This is a genomic window from Caldimonas brevitalea (assembly GCF_001017435.1).
In the GTDB taxonomy this organism is placed as follows: Bacteria; Pseudomonadota; Gammaproteobacteria; order Burkholderiales; family Burkholderiaceae_C; genus Caldimonas; species Caldimonas brevitalea.
Map to the genome: position 1 here is coordinate 5,967,858 of NZ_CP011371.1, position 20,788 is coordinate 5,988,645.

The following is a 20,788-nucleotide window of genomic DNA, read 5'->3' on the forward strand; positions in this document are numbered from 1 at the left end:
GGCGGTGCCTTCCGGCTGCGACAAGCCGGGCCTCGCTATATCAGCCGGTCCAACGTGATCGGCAGCTCGCGCACGCGCTGTCCGGTGGCGTGGTAGACCGCGTTGGCGATCGCGCCGACCACGCCGGTGATGCCGATCTCGCCGACCCCCTTGGCGCCCAGCGGGTTGACGTGCGGGTCGTCCTCGGGGACGACGATCAACTCGATCTTGCCGATGTCGGCGTTCACCGGCACGTGGTATTCGGCCAGGTTGGCGTTCACCACCCGCCCGTAGCGCGGGTCGCGCAGCGTGTGTTCGTGCAGCGCCATCGACACACCCCACACCATGCCGCCCAACAGCTGGCTGCGGCCGGTCTTCTCGTTCAGCAAGCGGCCGACGGCAAAGGCGCCGACCAGCCGCGGCACCCGGATCTCGCCCAGATCGCGGTCGACCCGCACCTCGGCGAAGACGGCGCCGAAGGCATGCCGCGAGTAAGCCCGCGCCTCGGCCCCGGGCTGGCTGCGCGCGCGCGCTTCGACCCGCTGCCCAGGATGGCGCGCCAGCAGGGCTGCAACACTCTCGCCCTGCGCCGGGTCGTCGCGCCGGCACAAGCGGCCGCCGACGCACTGCACCCGTTCGTGCGGCACCTGGTAGAGCGGCGACGCGGCATCACCCAGGGCCAGTTCGACCAATCGCGCCAACGCGGCACGGCAGGCGTCCTGCACCGCGGGTGCGACGCTGGCGATGGTCATCGAGCCGCCCGAGACCGGCGCCTGCGGCAAGGCGCTGTCGCCGATCTCGACCTGCACGCAGCGCAGCGGCAGGCCCAGCGTGTCGGCGGCGACTTGCGACAAGGCGGTGTAGGTGCCGGTGCCGAGGTCGTGGGTGGCGCACCGCACCAGCACCGAACCGTCCGGGCGCCAACACGCCGACGCCTCGGCGGCCATCCGCTTGGACGGATAGGTGGCCGTGCCCATGCCGTAGCCGACCTGCCAGTCGCCGTCACGCTGGCGCGCCGGCCGCGGGTCGCGGCGCGACCAACCGAAGGCCGCGGCGCCTTGCTCGTAGCAGGCGCGCAGCGACTTGCTCGAAAACGGCAGCTGCTTGTGCTCGTCGCGGTCGGCGTGGTTGAGCAGCCGCATCGCGAGCGGGTCGACACCGGCGGCCACCGCCAGTTCGTCCAGCGCGCTTTCCAGCGCGAAGCTGCCGGTCGATTCGCCCGGCGCCCGCTGGAAGGTGGGCACCGGGATGTCGAGGCCGACCAGCCGGTGCGAGGTGGCGACGTTCTCGCACGAATAGAGCATGCGGGTCAGCAAGGCCGAGGTCTCGAGCCAGTCTTCGATGCGCGAGGTCTCGGCCCACACATCGTGCTGGACGGCGGTCAAGTGCCCGGCGGTGTCGGACGCGAGCCGCAGGTGCTGCTCGGTGCGGGGCCGGTTGCCGACCGGGCCGAACATCTGCGGCCGCTCGACCACCAGGCGCACCGGCCGCCCCACTGCCCGCGCCGCCATCGCGCACAACACCACATGCGACCAGGTCGAGCCCTTGCTGCCGAAGGCGCCGCCGACGTAGGGGTTGATCACCTGCACCTGCTCGGGCGCGATGCCGAGCGTCTTGGCCACGCTGGTCTGGACGCCGTAGACGTATTGCGTCGAGTCGTGCAAGGTGAGCCGCTCGCCGTGCCACTGGGCCAGCGTGGCATGGGTTTCGAGGGGGTTGTGGTGCTCGGTGGGCGTGGTGTAGACGGCCTCCACGCGGTGCGCCGCGGCATTCCAATGGGGCGCCACGTCGCCGCGCACGCTGTCGGGCGTTTGTCCCTGGGCCTCCTTGGGCGGGTGCGCGCCGACCTTGCCCGCTTCGAAGTCGAGCGCGGTCTCCAACGGCTCGTAGTCGACCTGCAGCAAGCGCGCCGCATGGCGCGAGACCTCGAGGCTCTCGGCCACCACCACGGCGATCGGCTGGCGGTCGTAATGGACCTGATCGTCCTGGAGCAGGGCGAGCGTGCGCCCGGCCGGCGGTTTGATCGCGGCCCGGCCACCCTCGGGCAGGCGCGGCGCGTTCTCGTGCGTCATCACGCACAGCACGCCGGGCAGCGCCGTCGCAGCCGTGGTGTCGATGCGCCGCACACGTGCGCGCGACACGGTGCTGAGCACCATCGTGGCATGCACCAGGCCGGGCACCGCCACGTCGGCCACGTACTTCGCCTGGCCACAGACTTTCAAGGGCCCGTCGACACGGTCGACCGGCCGGCCGACCAGCGCCGCCCGTTCGCCCGCGCCCTGCTCCTGCTCACGACCTGCCGACATCGTTTTGCTCCCCTGCACCGGCCGCCGCCGCACGCGCCAGTGCGCGCACCACGGCACGGCGTGCCAGTTCGATCTTGAAATCGTTGTGCCCCTGGCCGCGCGCGCCCGCGAGCAGCAGCGCCGCCGCCTCTTGTGCTGCCGCCTGGTCGGGCACCCGCCCCACCAGGCACTGCTCGGCGGCCGGCACCCGCCACGGCCGGTGCGCCACTCCGCCCAGGGCCAGCGCCGCGTCGCGCACCCGGCCGCTGTCGTCGAGATCGAGTGCGGCGGCTACCGACACCAACGCAAACGCATAGCTCGCGCGGTCGCGCACCTTGAGGTAATGGCAGTGGCGTGCGAAGGCCGAGGCCGGCAGGTCGACCGCGACGATCAGCTCGCCGGGGGCGATCTCGGTGTCGCGTTCGGGCGTCTCGCCCGGCAGCCGGTAGAACGCGTCGAGCGCCAGGCTGCGCTCGCCGGCCGCGCTGCGCAGCTGCACCTGGGCGCGCAAGGCCGACAGCGCCACCGCCATGTCGGACGGGTGCGTCGCGATGCAATGCTCGCTCGCGCCGAGGATGGCGTGCTGCCGGTTCAACCCCCCGATGGCGTCGCAGCCCGAGCCGGGCCGACGCTTGTTGCAGCGGGCGAAGCCGTCGTCGTAGAAGTACACGCAGCGGGTGCGCTGCAGCAGGTTGCCGCCGACGCTCGCCATGTTGCGCAGCTGCGGCGAGGCGCCGGCCAGCAGTGCGCGCGACAGCAAGGGGTAGCGCCGCCGCACCTCGGCATGGTCGGCCGCGTCGCTGTTGCGCACGCCGGCGCCAAGGCGCAGCCCGCCGTCCGGCCGTGGCTCGATCTGCTGCCACGGCAGGCGGCTGACGTCGACCAGCCGCTGCGGGCGTGCGATGCCGCCCTTCATCAGGTCGAGCAAATTGGTGCCGCCCGCGATGAAGCAGGCGCCCGGCGCGTCGATCAGGCGCAGGGCATCGTCGATGGAGTGCGCGCGTTGGTAATGCACGGGGTCCATCGCCTCACCCCTGCCCGTCCGTCGCCATCACCACTGCGCGTACCGCGTGGACGATGTTGGGGTAGGCGCCGCAACGGCACAGGTTGCCGCTCATGCGCTCGCGGATCTCGTCGTCGTCGAGCGCCTGCAGCCCTTGCGCCAGATCCGGCGTGGCGGCGCTGACACAGCCGGCGCGCACTTCGTCGAGCAGCGCCACCGCAGAGCAGATCTGCCCGGGGGTGCAATAGCCGCACTGGAAGGCATCGTGCTCGACAAAGGCGGCCTGCATCGGATGCGGTGCGCTCGGCTCGCCCAGCCCCTCGACGGTGGTGATGCGGTCGCCGTCGTGCATCACCGCCAATGTCAGACAGGCGTTGATGCGGCGGCCTTCGCACAGCACCGTGCAGGCACCACACTGGCCGCGGTCGCAACCTTTTTTCGCACCGGTCAGCCCGAGGTGTTCGCGCAAGGCATCCAACAGGCTCACCCGCGCATCGAGCGTCAACGTGTGCGGCTGTCCGTTGACCTGCAAGGTGATGCGGCAGCGGGCGGGCAGGTCGGCCGCCGCGACGGGGGGAAACGTAGCACTGCTCATCGTGGCTCACTTGTTCTGGGAGAGAGAGAAACCGCGGCACCGGCCGGTGCCGGTGAGGCAAGGTCAGCCGGTCGAGGCAAGCGTTGTTCCCAGCGCGCTCAGCGGTCCCAGCCGGTGGTCGGGTGCGATGCCAGCTCGCGCATACGCCGGCGCAGCTCGCGCACGTCGAAGGGTTTCGTCCAGTACTCGTCGAAGCCCTGCTCCAGCGCGGCTTGCACCTGGTGCGGCATTGCGTCGGCCGACAGCGCCACGCAACGCACGCGGCGGCCGGCCGGCGCGGCCTTGAGCGTCTTCATCACCTGGGCACCGTTCATGTCAGGCAGATTCATGTCGATGATGACGAGGTCGGGGCGCAGGTCGTCGAACAAGCGTATGCCTTCGCCCCCGGTGGTGGCCGCCACCATGCGCCATTGGCCGTCGCCCTGCAGCACCTGCTCCATCAGCATCACGTTGACCGGATCGTCCTCGATGTAGAGCACCTCACGCTCGACGTTCAGCGCCGCTTCGTCCAGCGTCGACCAGACGGTCGCCTCACGCGCCGGCACGTCCTCGGCTTCGGCAACCGGCAGTGTCAGGGTCACGGTAGTACCCTTGCCGGCGCCCGACCGCACGCGCAGCGTACCGCCCATCGCCTCGGTCAGCGCGCGGGCGATCACCAGGCCCAGTCCGGTGCCGCTGACCATGGTGCGTTCGGCGCCGAGCCGGTTGAACGGTTGGAACAATTGCTGCAGCTGCTCGTCGCTCATGCCCACGCCAGAGTCGGCCACCGACAGGATCAGCTGCTGCTGCAGCACCCGGCCCGAGACGCGGATCGCGCCTTGCGGCCGGTTGTATTTGACGGCGTTGGACAGCAGGTTGAGCAGCACCTGGCCCAGGGCCCGTTCGTCGGCCAGCACCGCCCAACCGGCGCCCGTCAGCGCGTTTTCGTAGCCTATGCCGCGCTCCTGGGCCTGCGACTCGAGCAGGGACCAGGCCTGCGTCAGCACGCGCTGCACATCGACCGGGCGCGGGTGCAATTGCAGCTTGCCCTGCTCGATGCGCGTCAGGTCGAGCATGTCGTCGATCAGCGCCAGCAGCTTTTCACCGGCCAGCCGGATGGTCTTGAGCCGCTCGCGGTGGGCGTCGGGCAACGGGTGTGCGGTGTCGAACAGCATCAGCTGGCCAAAGCCGAGGATGGCGTTGAGCGGCGTGCGCAGCTCATGGCTCACACGCGACAGGAACTCGCTCTTGCTCGCGTTGGCACGCTGGGCGGCCGCCTTGTCGCGCTCGGCGGCTTCGAGCGCCAGCTGCTGCGTCACGTCACGGCAGGTGCCGAGCGTGCGCCGCCTGGCGTCGCGGCCGGGGTCCTTGAGCGAGCGCAGGGTCAGCTCGACAACACGCGCCGGCGTCACGCTTTCGACCCGGTAACGCTCGGTGGCATCGCCGCCGTGGCGCCCCATCTCGGCGAAACGGCCGATGACACGGGCACGGTCGTCGGCTGCCAGACAGCTGCTCCACTGACCGACGTCGAGGCTGGTGGGGGTCGCGCCGAGTCCGTGCATCTGGGCCGCCGCCGCGTCCAGTTCGACACGCCGCGTGCCGTGCACGACGTCGAGGATGCCGATGCCCACATGATGGGCCGCGATCTCCCAACGCTCCAGCGCATGGGTCAGGCGCAGCTGCACCTGCTGGCGCTGGGTGATGTCGGTGACCAGCCCGTGCCACAAGGTGCCGCCGTCGGTGAGGCGTTCGGGCGACGCCTGCACCTCGACCCAGCGGGTGCCGCGCGTCGGCAGCGTCACGCGGAACTGCTGCGTCCACGGCAGCAGGTCGCGCGCGGAGCGGCTCAGCTTGCGCAGCACCCGCCGGGCGTCGTCGCGATGCACCCGTCGCAACACCGCATCACCGTCTTCGCGGCACTGTTCGGGCGAGAGTTCGAACACCAACCAGATGCCTTCGCTGGCGAACGGGAAGCGCGAGCGGCCGTCGGGGCCGACCACATACTGGAACAAGGCGCCGGGCACGTGCGCCGACAGCTTCTTCAGCAGCACGTCCTGGTGGTCGAGTTGCTGCTCCTCCTGCACCAGCCGGTCGACATCGCTGGCCACCCCCCGGTAGCCGCCGAACACACCGCCAGCGGCAAAGCGCGGCACGCCACTGAAGGCGAGGTAGCGCGGACCTTGCGGCCCGCTCACGCGAGCGATGGCACGGCGAAACGGCAGGCCGGCGTCGAGCAGCGCATGCAGCGTGCGATCTTCCTCGTCGCGACGCCCGAGCCAGTCGGTCAGCACGCCGTCGGGCAGCGGTTCGCCCACCGCCCACGGCAACCCGGCGCGCGTGCCGCCAGGGCCGGTGCGTGCCAGTTCGATGCAGCGATGCGCCGCGTCGGTTTCCCACACCCAATCGCCGGTGGCCCGCACGAAGTCCTGCGCCCGGCGCACTTCGCCGGCGGCTTCCCGCGCGCGTTGCCGCGCCTCGAGTTGAGCGCCCGCCACGCGGGCCAGGGCTTCGAGGGCTCGGCGCTGCTCCGCGTCCAGGCGCCGCGGACGGCTGTCGAGCACACACAGCGCCCCGATCGGCTCGCCCTGGTAGCGCAGCGGAGTGCCGGCCGACGCCGCGGTGCCGCCCTCGCCGCTTTGCTCGACCCAGTCGCCGCGGTCGACCACCCGGCGCAGCAGCGAGGCTTCGAGCAGGGGGTCGCCGTCGGCACCGTAGCGCGCTTGCACGGCCGGGGTGTCGGCATCGAGCAGCGCAATCCAGGCGGCCGAGACCTGCAGCGCCCGAGCCGCTGCCTCGGCCAGCGGCTCGAGCGCCGGTTCCCGCTCCACGCCGCCCAGGCCGAGGTCTTGCAGGCGGCGTTCACGCTCGGCCGACGCCCTGTCCGCCAACAGGGCGCCCTCATCGATGACGGGTCCGGGGGGGCCTCGCATGATTCGCCCTCAGGCCGCGGGGGCCGCGTCGAGCGCCTGGCGCACCTTGCGCCCCAACTCGGCCTGCCCGAACGGCTTGTAGAGCATCGGGTGCTCTTCGTCGTCGCCGGTCGCTTGCAAGGTCGCCTCGGCATAGCCGGTCGTGAGCAGCACGCGCAGGGTTGGCTGAAAGCGCCGGGCTTCGCGCGCCAATGCAAGGCCGTTCATGCCGCCGGGCATGATCAGGTCGGTCAGCAGCAGGTCGAACGCGCCGCCGCGCTGCAGTTGCTCGAGTGCCTCCGCCGGGCTGGCGCACACCACCGCCTGGTAGCCCAGGCTCTCGAGCATCGCGGCCGCCAACTGAGCCACGTCGGGGCGGTCGTCGACGACCAGCACGCGTTCTTGGCGTCGACGCTGCGGCTGGGGCGCCGCCTCGCGCGCCTCGCCGGCGCGCTCCGGCCCTTCCTGTGCCGGAAAGTACAGCGACACGATGGTGCCGGTGCCCATCGACGAGGCGATCCGGGCCTCGCCGCCGGACTGCCGGGCAAAGCCGTAGACCATCGGCAGGCCCAGCCCCGTGCCGTGCCCCTCTTGCTTGGTGGTGACGAACGGGTCCATCACCTTGTCGAGCAGCGAGGGCGGGATGCCGCGGCCGGTGTCGACCACCTGCAGGCAGACGTAGCGGCCTTCGAGCAGGCCACCGTGGGTGCTCAGGTCGCGCCGCCCGAACGTCACGTTGCGCGTCTCGATACGCAGGCTGCCCCCGTCCGGCATCGCATCGCGGGCGTTCTGCAGCACATGGCGCAGCGCCACCTCGAACTGCGCCGGGTCGACCACGCAGTTCCACAGGTCGGGGGCCAGCCGTAGCTCCAGCACGACCTGGTCGCCCAACAGCCGGGTCGCCAAACCGCGCAGGTCGGCGGCGAGCTGATTGAGGTTGACCAGGCGGCCCTGCAGGCGCTGCTTGCGCGCGAAGCTCAGCAGCTGCTGGGTCAGCGCGCCGGCCTTCTCGACCGCGGCATGCACCCGCTCGACCGCCTCGGCCACCCGCGGGTTTTCGCCGTCCGCGGGCCGCGACAGCACGCGCAACACGTCGACATAACCGCCGATCACCTGTAACAGATTGTTGAAGTCATGGGCGATGCCGCCGGTGAGCTGGCCGAGGGCTTCCATCTTGTGCGCCTGCCTTAGCGCCTCTTCGGCGTCGCGGCGACGGCTGATGTCGAGCTGGGAGCCGAAGAAGTAGATGAGCCGTCCCTCCCGGTCGTGGACGGGCGAAACGAACAGCGCGTTCCAGAACGAACTGCCGTCCTTGCGGTAGTTCAGGATCTCGGTGTGCATTTCGCGCCCCTCGGCGACGGCCTGACGGATCTCGGCGACGGTGGCCGGATCGGTCTGCGGCCCCTGCAGCAGACGGCAGTTGCGGCCGATCACCTCGTCCGGCCGATAGCCGGTAAGTTCGCAGAAGGCCGCATTGGCGTACACGATCGGGTTGCCGGGCTGGCAGGGGTCGGTCAGGATCATCGACATGCGGGCGGTGTCGACCACGGTCTGAAATACCTCGTCCCCGACCTTCTGGCCATGGAGGGGCGTACACGGGACTGTCGCGTCCGGTTCCTGGGTCGGGTCGTCGGAGGCGGTGCCGGCAGGCCGGCGTGCCGGCGGAGAGCTTTGCTGCTGATGATCCATCACGTAGCCGGCGGCAAGGCCGGATCCTTCATCCCCCGTCGCGGGGGATGTCCTGATCGAGCAATGGCTGTTCCCGCGCGGCGGCTGGTGCGCGGCTTGCTGGGCTGAATCATGCATACAGCGCCGCCGGCCTCTTTCCCGACCACTGTTTGTGCCGGCCCCGCCGGTGCAGACCTATCGTTTCTCACCGGCAGTGGCGAGACCGCGGCCCTGATGCGAGCCCTGGACGACACGACCACGCCGCTCGGCGCTCCCGCGGTCTGGCCGCCGTCATTGCGAACCGTGATCAGCCTGGTCCTCGGATCGAAGTTTCCGATGTTCGTGGCCTGGGGGTCGCAGCTTTGTTTCCTCTACAACGACGCGTATAGCGGCGTGCTCGGCGGCAAACATCCGACCGCAATGGGGCGCCCGTTTCGCGACGTCTGGTCCGACATCTGGAAAGACATCAGCCCGATGGTCGAGCGCGCGCTGCGCGGCGAGGCCAGCTACTTCGAGAATCTGCCGCTGACGATGCGCCGGCGGGGCTTTGAAGAGCAGACCTGGTTCACCTTCTCCTATTCGCCGGTGCGCGACGAGGGCGGCGCCGTCGCCGGCATGTACTGCGCCTGCACTGAGACCACCCGGCAGGTGCTCGCCGAGCGCAGCCGCCTGGCCGAGACCGAACGGATGCACCGCCTGTTTCACCAGGCGCCCGGCTTCATGTGCGTGATGCGAGGTCCGCAGCACGTGTTCGAGTTGACCAATGCCGCCTTCGAGCGGCTGTTCGGCACGCGCGAGCTACTGGGCCGCCCGGTACGCGAGGCGCTGCCAGAGCTCGCGGGGCAGGGGTTTTTCGAGTTGCTGGATCGGGTCTATGCGAGCGGGGAGCCGTTCATCGGCCGGGGCCTGTCGGTGCGCACCGCGGTCCACGGTGTGGGTGCCGAACTGGTCGAGCACTACCTCGACTTCGTCTACCAGCCGATCGTCTCTCCCGACGGCCACGTCACTGGCATCTTCGTCGAAGGCAGCGACGTCACCGACCGGCACCGTGCGGAAGCCGAGCTGCGCGTCGAACGTGACCGCGCGCGGGCGGTACTGGACAGCATGGGCGAGGGTTTCCTGCTGCTGGGCCACGACTTCCGCATCCTCGACATCAATGCCGAGGGCCTGCGGCTGGAGGGGCGGCCGGTCGAGCAGTTGGTCGGCCACAACCACTGGGAGGTCTACCCGGGGTCCGAATCGATGGAGGTGGGACGGCTCTACAAAGAGGCGATGCACACACGCCAGCCGATCAGTCTGGAACACCAGTACCGGTGGCAGACCGGCCAGGCGGCGTGGCTGGAGATGCGTGCCTATCCCGTGCCCGACGGGTTGGCCATCTTCTACCGCGACGTCAGCGACCGGCGCAACGCCGAGGCACGTCTGCGTGAAAGCGAGGAGCACTACCGGCTGCTGGTCGATTTGTCGCCCGGCATCCATTGGACCGCGGATGCCCAGGGCCGCATCGAAAGTTTCTCCGAGCGCTGGCTCGCCCTGACGGGCCTGTCGCGCGAGGAGGCCCTGGGCGACGGCTGGATGCAACTGCCGCATCCACAGGACCGCGCCGCGATGCAGGCCGCCTGGCGGCGCTCGGTCGAGACCGGCGCCACCTATGACGTCGAATACCGCATGCGGGTCGCCGACGGCAGCTACCACTGGATCCGCGCCCGTGCGCTGGCCTGGCGCAACGCCGAAGGCGGGGTGCAGCGCTGGTACGGCATGACCGAGGACGTGCACAACCGACGCTCGGCGGTGGAGGCGCTGCGGCGGCTCAACGAAACGCTGGAGCAACGCGTGGCCGCCGCGGTGGCCGAGCGCCAACGCGCCGAAGAACACCTGCGCCAGGCGCAGAAGATGGAAGCGGTGGGCCAGTTGACCGGCGGCATCGCGCACGACTTCAACAACCTGCTGCAAGCCGTGACCGGCAACCTGGAGCTGATCCGGCGCCTCGCCGAGCAGCCGGGTCAGGTGCGCAGCTGGGCCGAAAACGCGCTGCGCTCGGTCCGCCATGGCGCCAAGCTGACCTCGCAGCTGCTCGCCTTCTCGCGTTCGCAGCGGCTCGAGATGAAACCGGTCGCCGTGAACGAATTGCTCAAAGGCATGCAGGAACTGCTGACCCGCACCCTCGGGCCTTCGATCGAGGTGGTGCTGGCGCTGCACCCGGACGTCAACAGCGTGATGGCGGAGCCGACCCAGCTCGAGATGTCGGTCCTCAACCTCGCCATCAACGCGCGCGACGCCATGCCCACCGGCGGCCGACTGACCTTGTCGACCGAGGTGCGACGGCTGGAGCGCGATGCGGAACTCGGCACTGGCGATTACGTCGAGCTGCGGGTCGCCGACACCGGCACCGGCATGTCGCCCGAGGTCGTGGCGCGCGCCTTCGACCCCTTCTTCACGACCAAGGAGGTGGGCAAGGGCACCGGCCTCGGCCTGTCGCAGGTCTACGGCTTCGCCCGCCAGGTCGGTGGCGCCGCCCGTATCCAGAGTGCGCCCAGCCAGGGCACGGCGGTGTCGTTGCTGCTGCGGACCGCGGCCCCGGCCGCTGCCACCACCCGCGAACGGCAGCCGACCGGCGCCGTCAAGGCCGGCAGCGACGCAGGCGCCCGGCCCGCACGGGTGCTGGTGGTCGACGACGACCTGGCCGTGCGCAGCCTGTTGCGCGACATGCTCGAGGCGCTGGGCTATGCGGTGGAGCAAGCCGCCGACGGACCGGCGGGCTTGCAGGCGCTCGAGCGGGGCCGGCCCGACGTGCTGCTGGTCGACTTTGCGATGCCCGGCATGAACGGCGCACAAGTGGCCCGTGCGGCGCGCGAACGCTGCCCCGACCTGCCCATCGTGTTCGCCAGCGGCTATGCCGACACCGACGCGCTGCATGCCGCCGTCGGCCCCAATGCGCAATTGCTGCACAAGCCGTTCCGGATGGATGAACTGGCGGCCACGGTGGCCAAGGTGGTCGCCGCCGCCAGTGCTTGAGTGCACCGCCCTCGGGTACGCCGCGGATGCGGTACAACGGCGGCATGTCAGACGAGTATCAAATCGAGATTCCGCCGTCGTTCTATGCGCTGTATACGGATGCACGGCGCCGCTTGACCGTGCCGCTGAACGTGCTGCGCGCACGCTACGACCTCTGCGAAGACCTGGCGCAGCAACTGGTGGGACATGCCCGCAACCAGCACCACGGCAGCCACGGCCTGCGCGAAGACGAGGTGTTGCGGCGCTGCCGGCTGGGCCTGTCGACGCCGGACGCCGGCGTGTCGGCCGCCGAAGCCGGATGGGTGGTGCGGCGGCTGGCCGAGCTGCTCGACTGGGAATGCCCGGCGTTCGACACCGACCCGGCCCCCTGACGATTGCCCCGCGCGCCCGCGCGAGAACCCGCGACCTCGTGGCGCTCAAAGTCGAGCGCCACGTGCCGAAGCACTAAGATCCTCGCCTGATCTCTCGCCCACCCATCCGCCTACCCATGTCACCGCTTTTGGCCGCCGCCCTTGCCGAGGCCCATGCCCTCGGCCGCAGTCGCGCCTGGTCGCCGCCCAGCGACGCTGCCGTGGCCGATGCCGAGCGGCTGCTCGACCTGGTGGCGGCCCCCTGGCCCGCACCCGAGGTGCTGGTCGAGCCCACCGGTGTCATCGCGCTGGAATGGGAAGCCGGCGCCCACGGCTGGCTGCGGCTCGCCGTCCAGGGCGACGCGACGGTCGAGCACAGCGCGGTCATCGAGGGGGATGAATACGGCCAGGTCGAAAGCCTGTCCGACGGCTTGCCCGACTGGGCCGCAGAGTTGCTGCGGCGCCTGTATGCGCGCGACGGCGCCTGACAGGCCCCCGGTCGCCGGCGTCAGCCAAGCCGCGCGGCGCCCGCCTCGGACGCAAGGCACGGAAACCACGGCAGCCGCTCCTCGGGCCAGGTGTCCTCGCGCGGTGGATAGTCTTGCGGCGCATCGAGCGTCGCGGTGGTCACGTCCAGCGTCTCCTCGCCGGCACGCCGATAGGTCAGCGGCGTGCCGCATTGGCCGCAGAAGGTGCGCAGCACCCCGGGCGACGAGCGGTAGCTGAACGGCGCACCGGTCAGCCAATCAAAACGGTCCCGATGGACGGTGAGCCAGGCCACCGCCGGGGCGCCGCTGGCGCGGCGGCAACTCGCGCAGTGGCACAAGCCCGAGGTCAGCGGTTCGCCTTCGATGCGGTACCGCACCGCGCCGCACAAACAGCCGCCTTCATGCAAGGGAAGCTCGTTCATCGCACACCCACCACTTCATGACCATCGGCGCGCCGATCGGGCGCATCCGGATGCTGAACGCACCCTCGACGCAGCCCCTCCCGGCCAACCGGACCGCCCGACTTTAGGGGGGCGGGCACCGGCCGTGCAACTCGCCCCCCGGTTCGCCCTGGGCGGGTCGGGGCTGTGGCCGGCGTGCCGGCCGCAAGGCGGCGCCGCCACGCGGCCGGCCGGTCGCGGGCGCGCCATGTGCTACTGTCGAAGTCCGCTGCGTCTTCGACTCGACCTGATGGCATCACCGACCCCGAACGACCCCCTGACCCAGGAAGACAAGTTCTTCCTGCTGCTCCTTGTGATCGTCTCCCTGGCCTTCGGCTGGATCCTGCTGCCGTTCTATGGCGCGGTGCTGTGGGGTTCGATCATCGCGATCTTGTTCGCGCCGCTGTTCCGCCGGCTGCTGGCCCGCTTCGGAGGGCGGCGCACCTGGGCGGCGCTGGCGACGCTGGGCATCGTGCTGGTGATCGTGATCCTGCCGCTGATGCTGCTGACCTCGTCGCTGGTGCAGGAAGGCGCGGCCGTCTACGAGCGCATCCAGTCCGGCCAGCTCAACTTCGCGGCCTACTTCCAGCGCATCCTGGCGTCGCTGCCAAGCTGGGTGACCGAGTTGCTGCAGCGCTTCGGGCTGGGCGACGCCAGCGCGATGCAGCAACGGTTGACGACGAGCCTGGCACAAGGCAGCCAGATGATTGCCACGCGCGTGTTCAGCATCGGCCAGGACACCTTCAACCTGGTGGTCAGCTTTTTCATCACGCTGTACCTCGCGTTCTTCCTGATCCGCGACGGCAGCGCGTTGTCGAAGCGGGTGCGCGAGGCCATCCCGATCAACGCGCGCCACAAGCAAAAGCTGTTCAGCAACTTCACCACCGTCATCCGGGCCACGGTGAAAGGCAATGTGCTGGTGGCCATCGCTCAAGGCGCGCTCGGGGGGCTGGCGTTCTGGTTCCTCGGCATCCACGGCGCCGTGCTGTGGTCGGTGCTGATGGCCTTCCTGTCCTTGCTGCCCGCGGTCGGCGCCGGCCTGGTGTGGCTGCCGGTGGCGATCTATTTCCTCGCCACCGGCGCACTCGCGAAGGGCCTGGGGCTGATCGCCTACGGTGTGATGGTGATCGGGCTGGTCGACAACGTGTTGCGCCCGGTGCTGGTGGGCAAGGACACCAAGATGCCCGACTACGTGGTGATGATCTCCACGCTGGGCGGCATGGTGGTATTCGGCCTCAACGGCTTCGTGCTGGGCCCGGTGATCGCGGCCATGTTCATCGCCGTCTGGAACATCTTCGCCGCGGCCGACCAGCAGGCCCATCCGCCGGCGCCCGCGGCCCCCGACGAGCGACGCTGAGGGCGCACCGGCTGCCAGGGCGACGTGCCCCAGCAGCCGGGCCGGCGCGCCGCGTCAGGTGCGGGTGATCGACACCCCGCCATCGGCGAGCAGTGCGGTGCCGGTGACGAAGCTGGACGCCTCGCTCGCGAGAAACAGCGCCACCTTGGCGATCTCCTCGGGGTCGGCCAGACGCTTCAGCGCATGCAGCCCCTCGATGAAAGTCCGTTGTGCCGGATCGCTCACGATCGCCTGCGCCATCGGTGTGTCGGTCCCGCCCGGCAGCAGCGCATTGACGCGCACCGCCTGCGGCCCCAGCTCGGCGGCCAGCGACCGCACCAGCCCCAGCAGGCCGGCCTTGGCGGCCGCATAGGCGGCCATGCCCGGCATGCCGACGGTATGGCCGACGAAGCTGGAGGTGAAGATCAGCGACCCGCCGCCGGCCGCCAGCAGGGCCGGCACCTGGTGCTTGGCGGCGAGGAAGGCCGCCGTCAGGTTGGTGTCCAGCGTGTGGTGCCAGGCCGCCAGCGACAGCTCGGGCAGCGGGCCCAGGTCCCCCAGCGTGCCGGCGTTGTTGAAGGCCACGTCGAGCCGGCCGAAACGCTGTTGCGCGAGGTTCACCAGGGCGGCTGCGTAGCGTTCGTCCTGCACGTCGCCGGCCAGCGCGCAGGCCGTGCCGCCACTGCCGGTGATCTCGCTCACCAGTCGGTCCAGCGCGGCCCCGTTGCGGGCGCCGAGGATGACTTGGGCGCCCTCGCGGGCGAACAGCAGTGCGGCGGCGCGGCCGATACCGGAACTGGCACCGGTGACGAGGGCGACCTTTTGAGAGAGTGCTGACATGCGGGTCCTTCTGGGTTGGTTGCGTGATGAATCAGGCCCTCAGTGTCGAAGCCAGCCCCCCGCTTGGCTGGCCGGATTCGGACCTGTCCAACCCACACGCATGCGCCGGCCCGGCGGGGCGCGATGTTGCAGCACTGTCACAATTCGTCGTCCGCTGTCGGCCCTTCCCCCGTGCAGCCGAGGCCCAATGCAGCCGTCGGGGCTGCCATGCCCCGCAACGACGCAACATCAACGGGGAAACCACATGAGGTCAACATCTAAGCCCAACCGGGTCTCACGCGGCTGCAGCCTGGCGGCGCTGCTGCTCGCGCTCGGCTGGCAAGCCTGCCACGCGGGCCCCTTGCGTGAGCGCTGGGTCGAGCGCCAGGCCGCCGCGGCCGCTCAGGACGGGGCTACGGCTCCTGCTGCCACCTTGCCAGCCGGCACGCGCGTGATCCGCGACGTGCCCTACGGCGCCCGTCCCGAACACCGCTTCGATGTCTACCTGCCGGCCCGCGCCCAGGCAGCGCCAGTGATCTTTTTGGTCCACGGCGGCGGCTGGGAGCGCGGCGACAAGGCCCACGGGCCGCTGGTCGAGAACAAGGTCGCGCACTGGGTCGGCAAAGGCTTCGTGCTGATCTCGACCAACTACCGCATGCTGCCGGAGGCCCAGCCGGACGAGCAAGCCCGCGACGTGGCACGCGCCTTCGCGGCCGCACAGCAGCGGGCCGCGCAATGGGGCGCCGACCCGCGCCGCTACATCCTGATGGGCCATTCGGCCGGCGCCCACCTGGCGGCCCTGCTCGCCTCCTCGCCCACGCTGACGGCACGCCATGGTGTGAGCCCCTGGCTCGGCACGGTGCTGCTCGACAGCGCCGTGCTCGACGTGGTGCAGTTGATGGAACAGCGCCACTTGGGCCTGTTCGACGACGCGTTCGGCGCCGACCCGCTCTACTGGCCCACGGTGTCGCCCTACCACCTGCTCCAGCAGGCCACCGCACCGCTGCTCGCGGTTTGTTCAAGCCAACGCGCCGCCCCCTGCCCCGATGCGCAGCGCTTCGCCGCCAAGGCCGTCGCGCTGGGCAGCCGGGTCGAGGTGCAGCCGGAAGACCTGGGCCACGGCGAGATCAACCGGCAGCTCGGGTTGGCGTCGCCCTACACGGCCCGCGTCGACAGCTTTTTGCGCAGCCTCGACGCCTGGGTCGCCCACCTGCTGAGCCGCTGACGTCTCACCCGGGCAAGGCGCCACGGTCGTCGAGCGGCAGCCGCATCGACACGCGCCAGTCGCCCGGTCCACCTGCCATGTCGACGCGCCCGCCAAGGCGCGCCGCCACCTGCTGCACCACCGCGAGCCCGAGGCCGAAGCCCGGCTGCGCGCGACTCGCATCGCCGCGCGAGAACGCCTGCAGCAGGTGCTCGCGCTGGTCCGGCGCGATGCCGGGGCCGGCGTCGCGCACCTCGATGACCCCCTCGTGCGCGTTTGCGCTCACGCGCAGCCGCACTGGCGCCCGGCCGTGCTTCAGCGCGTTGTCGACCAGGTTGAACAAGGCGCGCTCGAGCAGATGCGGGTCGGCCTGCGTGAGTTCGAGCACCGGAGGCGCATCCACCCGCAGCTCGGCCTCCTCACGTTCGAAGCCCGCCACCACCCGCCGCGCGAGGGCGGCCAGGTCGACGGCCTCGCGGGTGGCCGATTGTTCGGTGCGCACCAGGTCGAGGAAACTCTCGATCAGCCGGTCGGCGGCGGCGACATTGGCGATGATGGTGTCGCGGCGTCGCGCATGGGCTTCGTCTTCGGGCAACAGCTCAGCGGCCAGCCGGATGCGGCTCAAGGGGCTGCGCAAATCGTGCGAGACACCGGCCAGCAGCAGCGAACGTTCGCGTTGCTGCTGCGCGAGCCTTGCCAGCAGCACGTCATAGGCGTGCTCGATCTCGGCGATCTCGCGTGTCACACGCCAGCCGGCTGGACGCGCCGAGCCCGCAGGTTCACCGCGGCGGATGCGCCGATGCAAACGTGCCAGCGGGCGGGTCAGCCAGCGCGCCAGCGCCCATGCCAGCCCCACCACCAGCAAGCCCGTCAGCCCCAGGCCCAGCCACACCCGCTGGCTGTCGCCCGGCGTCAGGAAGGGCGCGTCGATGCCGAGCCAGACGGGCGCGACGCCGTGGCCGGGGTCCACCTGCAGCCACAGGCGCTGCGCGCTCCCGTCCCCGCTGAAGGCGATCGACCCGACCGCCACGCCACGCGCTTGCAACTCGCGCCGGAAGGTGCGCAGGCGCGGCGCCAACACGCGGGGGCGCACGGCATCGTCCGGGACCGCAGCGCGGCGCTCGACGGGCAGGGCATCGCCGGTCGGCAGTGGTTGCGCCGCCGCTGCGGCGGCCAGGGGCGGCGCCCATTGCTGCGCCGCGACACTCGCCAGCATGGCATTACGGTCGCGCACGTAGACGGCACCGAAGCTGGTGAACAGCACCACCGCGAACAACGCCTGCGCGAGCAGCAAGCGGGTGAACAGGCTGTCGAAGCGACGACGCATGCGGCCCCTGATCAGTCCTCACGCCCGCGCGGCACGAACACGTAGCCTTCGCCTCGCACGGTGTCGATCCATTCCTGCCCGGGGCTGGCGTCGCGCAGCTTGCGCCGCAAGCGCGCCACCTGCACGTCCACGGTCCGCTCCTGGGGGCGGTAGGTGCCGCTTTGCACCTGCTCGCACAGCTGTTCGCGCGACAGGGCCTGGCCGGGCGCACGCGCCAGCGCGACCAGCAGCTTGAATTCAATGCTGGTCAGCGCCACCACCCGGTCGTAGGCCCGCACTTCGCGCTGCAGCAGGTCGATGCTCAGCCCGGCGTACCGCAACATCGCGCCGCCACCTGCTGCGCCGGCTGGATGCGGCGCCCCCTGGCGTCGCAACAAGGCGCGCAGCCGGGCCACCAGTTCGCGCGGCTCGAACGGTTTGGGCAGGTAGTCGTCGGCGCCGATCTCCAGGCCCAGCACCCGGTCGAGCGGGTCGCCGCGGGCGGTGAGCATCACGATGCCGAGCGCTGGTTGCGCGGCGCGCCAACGGCGACACAGGTCGAGGCCGTTGGCGTCGGGCAGCATCAGGTCGAGCAGCACGGCATCGGGCCGCAGCCGCGCGAGGTCGCGCTCGGCATCGCCGCCGGTCAGCACCGCATGGCTGTCCCAGCCCTCGCGGGCCAGCAGTTCCGCGACCATGGCCGACAGTTCGGCGTCGTCGTCGACGATCATGACCAGGGCACGGGTGGTCCGGGCGGTCATTCGATAGCCTCCGTGCTGCGCACTGCGGCGCGAGCACCTTCGGGCGGCCGGGCGTTGCTCATGGGCAGCGAGTGTAGAGGCACGCCGCGCGCGGCTAGACGCGACTGCGCCGAAGGCGCTCGTGCGATCCGCGGCGGCGAGTGATGATGCCGAGCGCTTTGTTCAGAGGCCGAACGGATGACCCGATCACCCTCGGCCCTGGTCGCATCCGGGTCTCCTGCGACCCCCTTCGACGCCACCACACAATGGCCTCGCCGTCGGCCTGTCGCTCCCGCATGCTCACCATGCGGCGGGCGCTGGAGGCCGGCTGGAGGTGGTGGACAGGTGCCGCGGCCCTAGGGTTCGGGCGGCACATGTCCTCCGGCCCGCGCCCTGTTTTGGCAAGAGGCAATGTGAAGTACCTTCGTCCGCGTGTCACCTCCGCAGAAGCCCGCTCGATGGGCCCTGCTCCAGCCCCCGTCGCGGGGCTACACCGCCCCCCTCTCGAAGACCGGCCGCCGCCGGGGCCCATGCTGCGGAAGGGCGCGCGATGAAAGGCCGCCATCTCACCCTCGCGGCGCTGCTGCTCGCCGCGTTGACCATCGTCTGGTGGCAGCGTCGTGAACCGGTGGTGGCGCCGGCCGCCGCGGCGCAGCAGCCCGATGTGGGCTGGCGCACGCCCTCTCCGTTCGGCAACGGGCCGGCCGCCCAAGAGGCCCCGGTGGCCACCACCGCCGACGACGACGAGAGCCCTGTGCCCTCCGCGTCCGCGCCAGCGACCGACCTGCCCCCGCCGCGCGGCATGAGTGCCTCGCAATGGGCGCAGCTGCAGGACTCGCTGCGCGACCATCCCGAGCGCGATGCCGAGATCGCCCGTGTGGCCGACTACATGGCCTACCAGCACACGCTCGACCTCTACCAGGCGCAGCGCGCACAAGGCGCACCGCTGCACGAGCTGCAGCCGCTCGCACGCGAGCTGGACGCCGGCCTCGAACAACGCATCACCCGGGGCGAGATGTCGTTGCCCGAAGCGCAGCTGCTCAAGAGCGCGCTGCTGGACACACTGCAACCCGACGCCACGCAGCGCACCGCGGCCCTCGACGCCTGGCGGCGACGCCACACGCCGCCGCCGCCCGCTGCCGACCCGCGCGTCCAGGCCTATCAACGCCAGGAGTCCGCCCTCGTCGCGGCCTGGCAGGCGCTGCCGCCTTCGCAGCGGCAGCCGCAGCAACTGCAAACGCAGCTCGACGCGCTGCGGCAGTCGGTGTTCGGCGACGGACGCTAGCGCGGCCTGCGGGCATGCGCCCTACCAGGCCTCGAGGCGAGCCGGGCACTGTGTCCCCCCCCTCGAAGGAAAACAAGGTGATGAAGACAAGGACTGACTCTCGCTGGGCCGGCCGCATCCGGCGTTGGGCGCTGGCGCCGGTGTTGGCGGTGCTCGCGCCCTGCGCCAGCGCCGGCTACTTTCAATGGGACGTGGTGGAGCTGCCGGCCGCCTCCGGTGCCGCCTGCGGCAACGGCACGCCGTACCGCTTTTTCGTCAACCGCACGCCTTTCACGCGCAACACGGTGTTCATCTACGAAGGCGGCGGCGCCTGCTGGGACCAGGACGCGTGCCTGGGCAAGGGCCGCTTGAGCGCGACCAACCCCGACGGCGTGCCGGCCAACTACCTGACGCAGCTGAACACCGCGGCGTTCGGACTGGTCACGCCCTTCTCGGTACGGTTGCACCCGTTCGACCGGGTCCGCACGCAGGCCTGGAACATCGTCTACCTGCCGTACTGCACCGGCGACGTGCACACCGGCAGCGCGGTGCAGGTGTACAACGACACCCAGCCGGCGCAGCCGAAGGTGCAATACCACCGCGGCAAGGCCAACATCACCGGCGCGGCGCAGTGGGTGCGGCAGCACATCGGCCAGCCGCCCGAGCTGCTGGTCTCGGGCTTCTCGGCGGGGGGCGCCGGCGCCACCGGCACTTACCCGCTGGTGCGCGACATCCTCGAGCCGCAGCGGGCGTCCTTGCTGGCCGATTCGGGCCCGCTGTTCCCCGCTCCCCGCAGTTCGACACCGGCACAGTCGCCGTCGCTGCCGCTGCACAACCGCATCCGCGAGGCGTGGGGACTGGACCGCCCGGGCGGCATGATCGAGAGCTTCGCGAACCGTGCGGGCCTGGACGTGAACAACCTCGGCAGCGTCAGCAGCGCGCTGGCGCAAAGCTATCCGCAAGACCGGTTCTCCTACCTGCTGTTCCAGGCCGACGGCGTCTACTCGGACTTCAGCTATGCCAAGTTCTTCCCCGACATCCAGAACGCGCCCGATGCCGCCACGCGACGTGCGCTGATCAACGCGCGCTGGCAGCAGGACATCGCGCAATGGCTGCCGCAGCTGCGCCAGCATGACAACGTCGGCTACCACGTGGCGTTCTGGCGCGAGCTGAGCGACTCGCACTGCCTGACGCTGGTCGACTTCTCGGGCACGGGCATCGAAGAGCAGGGCATCAAGTCGATCGAGCCGGTGGTCGAGAACACGCTGGGCCGGGATGCGGCGCCGATGCGCCACTACGAGACCGACAACGTCTCCGACTACCGCCGCCCGGTCAACCCGGTGCAGGCGCTGGCCTCGCTGTTCTTCCGGTTGTTCGGCCAGCCCTGACGGCCCGCCCTCCTGTCGGA

The 20,788-nt window shown here is 70.7% G+C and carries 15 protein-coding genes and 1 pseudogene; 7 read left to right on the top strand and 9 right to left on the bottom strand.

Annotation, left to right across the window (positions count from 1 at the left end):
• Window positions 1–35 precede the first annotated feature (35 nt).
• The 5 genes and pseudogenes from AAW51_RS25450 to AAW51_RS25470 all read right to left on the bottom strand — a co-directional run bounded on the left by AAW51_RS25450 (window position 36) and on the right by AAW51_RS25470 (window position 8,439).
• A complete protein-coding gene (locus AAW51_RS25450; RefSeq protein ID WP_047196861.1) occupies window positions 36–2,285 on the bottom strand; it encodes a xanthine dehydrogenase family protein molybdopterin-binding subunit in 2,250 nt (749 codons plus the stop codon).
• Window positions 2,269–3,288, bottom strand: coding sequence for an FAD binding domain-containing protein (locus AAW51_RS25455; RefSeq protein WP_047196862.1), 1,020 nt, complete (start codon window positions 3,286–3,288; stop codon window positions 2,269–2,271). Before AAW51_RS25455 ends, AAW51_RS25450 begins: the two co-directional genes overlap by 17 nt.
• 4 nt (window positions 3,289–3,292) lie before the next feature.
• Window positions 3,293–3,942, bottom strand: a pseudogene (locus AAW51_RS25460) (2Fe-2S iron-sulfur cluster-binding protein).
• An 18-nt stretch (window positions 3,943–3,960) separates the two neighbouring features.
• The gene (locus AAW51_RS28550) at window positions 3,961–6,771 is read right to left on the bottom strand and encodes an ATP-binding protein (RefSeq protein ID WP_157360036.1); all 2,811 of its coding nucleotides are present in this window, start codon (window positions 6,769–6,771) and stop codon (window positions 3,961–3,963) included.
• A gap of 9 nt (window positions 6,772–6,780) precedes the next feature.
• Complete coding sequence (locus AAW51_RS25470; protein WP_083438575.1) at window positions 6,781–8,439, bottom strand: histidine kinase famiy protein; 1,659 nt, start codon at window positions 8,437–8,439, stop codon at window positions 6,781–6,783.
• Between the two features lie 213 nt (window positions 8,440–8,652).
• Here AAW51_RS25470 and AAW51_RS25475 point away from each other — a divergent pair, with 213 nt between their 5' ends.
• The 3 genes from AAW51_RS25475 to AAW51_RS25485 all read left to right on the top strand — a co-directional run bounded on the left by AAW51_RS25475 (window position 8,653) and on the right by AAW51_RS25485 (window position 12,271).
• A complete protein-coding gene (locus AAW51_RS25475) occupies window positions 8,653–11,433 on the top strand; it encodes a PAS domain-containing protein (RefSeq protein WP_047196863.1) in 2,781 nt (926 codons plus the stop codon).
• Window positions 11,434–11,477: 44 nt separating this feature from the next.
• On the top strand, window positions 11,478–11,804 hold the full coding sequence (locus AAW51_RS25480) for a hypothetical protein (protein WP_047198299.1): 327 nt from the start codon (window positions 11,478–11,480) through the stop codon (window positions 11,802–11,804).
• 116 nt (window positions 11,805–11,920) lie between these two features.
• A complete protein-coding gene (locus tag AAW51_RS25485) occupies window positions 11,921–12,271 on the top strand; it encodes a hypothetical protein (protein ID WP_047196864.1) in 351 nt (116 codons plus the stop codon).
• A gap of 20 nt (window positions 12,272–12,291) precedes the next feature.
• Here AAW51_RS25485 and AAW51_RS25490 read toward each other — a convergent pair whose 3' ends face one another.
• Window positions 12,292–12,693: a GFA family protein gene (locus tag AAW51_RS25490; RefSeq protein ID WP_047196865.1), complete on the bottom strand. Its 402-nt coding sequence runs from the start codon at window positions 12,691–12,693 to the stop codon at window positions 12,292–12,294.
• A 268-nt stretch (window positions 12,694–12,961) separates the two neighbouring features.
• Here AAW51_RS25490 and AAW51_RS25495 point away from each other — a divergent pair, with 268 nt between their 5' ends.
• Window positions 12,962–14,068, top strand: coding sequence for an AI-2E family transporter (locus AAW51_RS25495; RefSeq protein ID WP_047196866.1), 1,107 nt, complete (start codon window positions 12,962–12,964; stop codon window positions 14,066–14,068).
• A 54-nt stretch (window positions 14,069–14,122) separates the two neighbouring features.
• Here the strand turns inward: AAW51_RS25495 and AAW51_RS25500 are convergent, their stop codons facing one another.
• The gene (locus AAW51_RS25500; RefSeq protein ID WP_047196867.1) at window positions 14,123–14,887 is read right to left on the bottom strand and encodes an SDR family oxidoreductase; all 765 of its coding nucleotides are present in this window, start codon (window positions 14,885–14,887) and stop codon (window positions 14,123–14,125) included.
• Window positions 14,888–15,131: 244 nt separating this feature from the next.
• Between AAW51_RS25500 and AAW51_RS25505 the strand changes: the two genes are divergently transcribed.
• Window positions 15,132–16,091 carry an alpha/beta hydrolase gene (locus tag AAW51_RS25505; protein ID WP_047196868.1) on the top strand — a complete coding sequence of 320 codons (960 nt, stop codon included), beginning with the start codon at window positions 15,132–15,134 and terminating at the stop codon, window positions 16,089–16,091.
• Window positions 16,092–16,095: 4 nt separating this feature from the next.
• On the opposite strand, the gene AAW51_RS25510 is transcribed toward AAW51_RS25505, so the two are convergent.
• Together AAW51_RS25510 and AAW51_RS25515 are read right to left on the bottom strand one after the other, a co-directional pair.
• Window positions 16,096–17,397 carry a sensor histidine kinase gene (locus tag AAW51_RS25510; RefSeq protein ID WP_047196869.1) on the bottom strand — a complete coding sequence of 434 codons (1,302 nt, stop codon included), beginning with the start codon at window positions 17,395–17,397 and terminating at the stop codon, window positions 16,096–16,098.
• Between the two features lie 11 nt (window positions 17,398–17,408).
• Complete coding sequence (locus AAW51_RS25515; RefSeq protein ID WP_047196870.1) at window positions 17,409–18,137, bottom strand: response regulator transcription factor; 729 nt, start codon at window positions 18,135–18,137, stop codon at window positions 17,409–17,411.
• Window positions 18,138–18,666: 529 nt separating this feature from the next.
• Between AAW51_RS25515 and AAW51_RS30530 the strand changes: the two genes are divergently transcribed.
• Both AAW51_RS30530 and AAW51_RS25525 read left to right on the top strand, forming a co-directional pair.
• Window positions 18,667–19,401 carry a hypothetical protein gene (locus AAW51_RS30530; protein ID WP_047196871.1) on the top strand — a complete coding sequence of 245 codons (735 nt, stop codon included), beginning with the start codon at window positions 18,667–18,669 and terminating at the stop codon, window positions 19,399–19,401.
• Window positions 19,402–19,481: 80 nt separating this feature from the next.
• A complete protein-coding gene (locus AAW51_RS25525) occupies window positions 19,482–20,768 on the top strand; it encodes a pectin acetylesterase-family hydrolase (RefSeq protein WP_053013902.1) in 1,287 nt (428 codons plus the stop codon).
• The last annotated feature ends 20 nt before the right edge of the window (window positions 20,769–20,788 follow it).